The organism is Chitinophaga sp. (assembly GCF_035564935.1).
In the GTDB taxonomy this organism is placed as follows: domain Bacteria; phylum Bacteroidota; class Bacteroidia; order Chitinophagales; family Chitinophagaceae; genus Chitinophaga.
The window spans coordinates 1-4122 of sequence record NZ_DATMTE010000601.1 but is presented as its reverse complement, the minus strand read 5'-3'; the positions used below and the strand labels follow the sequence as shown (position 1 = coordinate 4122).

General features: G+C 46.8%; 2 protein-coding genes. One reads left to right on the top strand and one right to left on the bottom strand.

Annotation, left to right across the window (positions count from 1 at the left end):
- Positions 1–14: 14 nt before the first annotated feature.
- Positions 15–1964 carry a heparinase II/III domain-containing protein gene (locus tag VN105_RS15300; RefSeq protein ID WP_325642392.1) on the bottom strand — a complete coding sequence of 650 codons (1950 nt, stop codon included), beginning with the start codon at positions 1962–1964 and terminating at the stop codon, positions 15–17.
- A gap of 477 nt (positions 1965–2441) precedes the next feature.
- Here VN105_RS15300 and VN105_RS15295 point away from each other — a divergent pair, with 477 nt between their 5' ends.
- The gene (locus tag VN105_RS15295; RefSeq protein WP_325642390.1) at positions 2442–4088 is read left to right on the top strand and encodes an altronate dehydratase family protein; all 1647 of its coding nucleotides are present in this window, start codon (positions 2442–2444) and stop codon (positions 4086–4088) included.
- Positions 4089–4122 lie beyond the last annotated feature (34 nt).

Genomic DNA, 4122 nt, shown 5'->3' with positions numbered 1-4122 from the left:
GCCATATTACCACCTTATTTACTGCTCATGGTAAATCCAACCGAATGCTTACCACTCAATGCTTTACCGCGCGATTTCAGGCTGATACGCGTAACATGATCACCCCATACAGGTGATAACCGGCCGTCTTTCACCTCCTGTTCCGCTGTTACCACTTCAAATAACGCAGGATCATAAGTAAGTAAGAGGTTAGCAGTACTCCCTTTTAACAGTATCCGTCCCGGGGTACCGGTATCGGCGGGCAGGCAGGTCATGAAATGCAACAGGAAAGGCTCCTTCCACTTTTTAAGCTGGTATGCTTCGGACAATTGCAGGGAGGTTTTTGCAGGATTGAATGTAAAGGTCCGTTTCCATGACTGCACCTGTGCTTCTTCCGGGTAAGCTGCCGCAATATCCATACTCAGCTTATTATGGGCGTATTGCACCGCAGTGGCCCGGAACTGGCGGCCATCATGCTGTTGAACGCCATTGATAGCAGGACAATTGTGCCACTGCGACTGCATAAACCATAACTTGTAGCGGTCGGCGCTGAACGTTTGTTTGGTATAAGTGCCCACGCCCACATCAATAAGAGCAGGCTTACCATCCATATAGAGTACAAAATTTCCCACATCGTTATGATTATGGCTTTCTGCATTATGACCGCCCTGCGCTGCGAAGAATAAGCCCTTTGCATCACCAGCTGCCGAACGCAGGGATAATACCTGCAAATCGGGAAGCCAGTTTTCAGCTGTATAGGGCGCTGCCGCTTTGGCTTGCAGCAAAGCATTCCGGTATTCCACATTGTATACAAAGAAAGCCAGGGAAGGGGTTTTAACCCGGTTGCTGTCGGGGTTCTCCAACCGCGACAAATACGCGGCAAAATTGATCAGCTGCGGATCATGAAAGGTGGCTCCGTACAAATATACCGTATGTACCGGCGGAATTGTACTGGCGGAAGCATCTGCAAAATTCACAAACCGGCTGCTGTCTACATGCATTTTGTAAATATAGGCGCCTATACGGTGAATCAGTTCATTGTGGTTCCACTCAAGCTGATGCCCTGAAGCACTGCTCAGCAGATCAATAAACTCAATAAGCTTTCCACCCGCATGTCCCCAGTAGGTAGGGCCTTCGTCACAACCACCATCGTCCGGGTATCCGTTCACGAAATTATCTGCACTGCGGATCGCTTTTTCAATTACCTGGTTTCGTATATCCGTTTCATTTACACCCAGCAATGCTGTTTGTAATACATTGGTATTGATCCAGATGTTCCAGTTGTTCACGGAGCGGCCGCTCCATCCCATCCACCAGAAATCAGTCCGCGCCAGGAAAGGCGCTATAATGCGGTGCTGCAGCTCAAAGCTGATCCGCTTGTTCACTACCGGCGAAAACTTATCCAGCTGTTCATGTAGTAAAAACTGGGCCCAGCTAAGCGTGGCGGCGGTTTCGCCGGCAAACAGATCCACCACCGGTTCTGCAGGATCAGGCAGCCCGCTACCGGCCTTCTGCGCACCTATATGAGCAGGTAATACCCAGGTGCTTTCTTCCAGTATCAACCATAAACCGTTCACAATCTGCGGAATGTATTTCCCTTTCCCATCTACCAGTTCGCCCGCCACTAACGCCGACAAAACTTTGCGGCGTTCAAACTGCGCATTTTCAAAGTTTACACGATTGCCGTTATCCCGGTATTGCAGGTATAAAGTAGCGGGTAACGATGGCCAGTTAAATGATAATGCCTTATCTGCCTCTTTCAGCAACAAAGTTTTGCTGGCAGCAGGCAGCGCTGCAATCTTTTCAGTAACAGATCTGTATCGTTCTTCCCTCCACTGTGTAACATTTTTAAAAGCGGCATCGCCGCCTTTTTTCCTGAACTCCTCATATAGGTAATTTCTTGCTTTACCGGCATCCTGGGCTATAAGGTTGCCGGAGATACCTGAAAAAAGCAATAAGGTGCAGATCAGTTTTTTAACGTGCATTTGACATTTATTTTTTTATAAGATGAATAACAGGATTTATAAAGATTAGGTTGAGGGCACTATGAAGTAATTGCCAGATGATAAAATATTAATACTCAATTGTTCACTCCCTGGAATATCCGGTACTATCTCCGGCTGAATCCTTTAGGGCTCATGAAACACCAGTGACCGGCGGCGCCATCAACATGGTGTTTTTTTGCAAAGGAATCACCGGTTTTGCCGTCTGAAAGCCGCTGCCAGATTAAAAATATCAAAATATGTGGATATTACAAACGTTTGCATAAATATTACAGCAGCAGGGCATTTTTTGCTATCAGGCAGGGCAAACCCCTCCTGATAGCCAATTAACAATTTCTAATTCATTCCTGACCTGCACCAACAAAGTGTTCCAGCGATATAATCAAATAGTCAAAATCTTATCAAGGATTAACATTTTACTATCAACAGCCGGAACAGTTATTTACTACTTTAGCTGCTATGAACGCTTATTTACAAATTCATCCTGATGATAATGTGCTGGTAGCCTTACAGGACATACCGGTAGGAACCGATATCTCATTTAACGGACACAATATTCAACTGCAACAAAATATTTCTGCTAAACATAAATTCCTGATCAACGATATCCTTAAAGGCGATCCCATTACGATGTATGGTGTATTGGTGGGGAAAGCCAGTAAAGATATCTTAAAGGGAGAATCCATTACCACCGAAAATGTGGTTCATGATGCCAATGCATTTCATGAGAAAGAAAATTCCCTGGAATGGCAGGCCCCTGATGTGAGTAAATGGGAAAACCGCACTTTTATGGGTTATCACCGGGCCGATGGGCAGGTAGGTACCCGTAATTACTGGCTGGTAATTCCGTTGGTTTTTTGTGAGAACAGGAATGTAGGGGTGATTAAAACAGCCTTCGAAAAGGGGCTGGGTTTTTCTCCGGCAGAAGTATATAACGAACAGGTGGCAGACCTGGTTTCTCTTTACAAAAGCGGCAACCTGGAAGCCATTAAAAACTATGAAGCGGGCGCTCTAACGGAAACGGGCAAACGCAATGTGGTTTTCCCTAACATTGATGGTATCAAATTCCTTACGCACGAAGGAGGCTGTGGTGGTACCCGCCAGGATTCAGATGCCTTATGTGCCCTTCTGGCAGGTTATATCCATCATTCCAATGTAGCCGGCGCCACCATCCTTAGCCTGGGATGCCAGCACGCGCAGGTATCTATTCTGCAGGCATCACTCAAAAAATTAAACCCGGCTTTCAACAAACCGGTACTGGTATACGAACAGCAGAAAAGCGCTTCGGAATTTGCCATGCTGTCTGCCGCCATCAAGGATACTTTCCTTGCCTTAGTGGAAGCCAATAAACAACAGCGCGAGCCCAGCCCTCTTTCCAAACTGGTAATAGGACTGGAATGCGGTGGCTCCGACGGATTTTCCGGTATTTCAGCTAACCCTGCAGTAGGTCATACTTCAGACCTGTTGGTGGCGCTGGGCGGCACCTCCATTCTTTCTGAATTTCCTGAACTTTGCGGAGTGGAACAGGAGCTGATCAACCGTTGTCAGACAGAAGAAACATCCGGTAAATTCATCCGTATCATGCGTGCATATGAAAGCCAGGCCCAATCTGTTGGCTCCGGTTTTTATATGAACCCGTCGCCGGGAAATATCAAGGATGGTCTTATTACTGATGCCATCAAATCTGCCGGGGCAGCAAAGAAAGGAGGCACTTCACCTGTAACGGATGTATTGGATTATACAGAATATGTGACTAAACCCGGATTGAACCTGCTTTGCACACCAGGCAACGATGTGGAGTCCACTTCTGCGGAAGTTGGTTCCGGCGCCAATGTAGTGTTGTTTACTACAGGACTTGGCACACCTACCGGTAACCCCATTGCCCCCGTGGTAAAGCTGGCTACTAATACCAAACTTGCCACCCGTATGAAAGATATCATTGATATCAATACCGGCACCATCATCAGCGGCGAGCAAAGCATTGCCGGTATGGGCGAAGAGATCCTGGAATATGTGATCAAAACCGCCAGTGGTGAAGTTCATACTAAGGCAGAACAACTCAACCAGGACGATTTCATTCCGTGGAAGAGAGGCGTTTCGCTTTAATGCAGCGGATTTTGTCTGACTCAGGATTAAACTG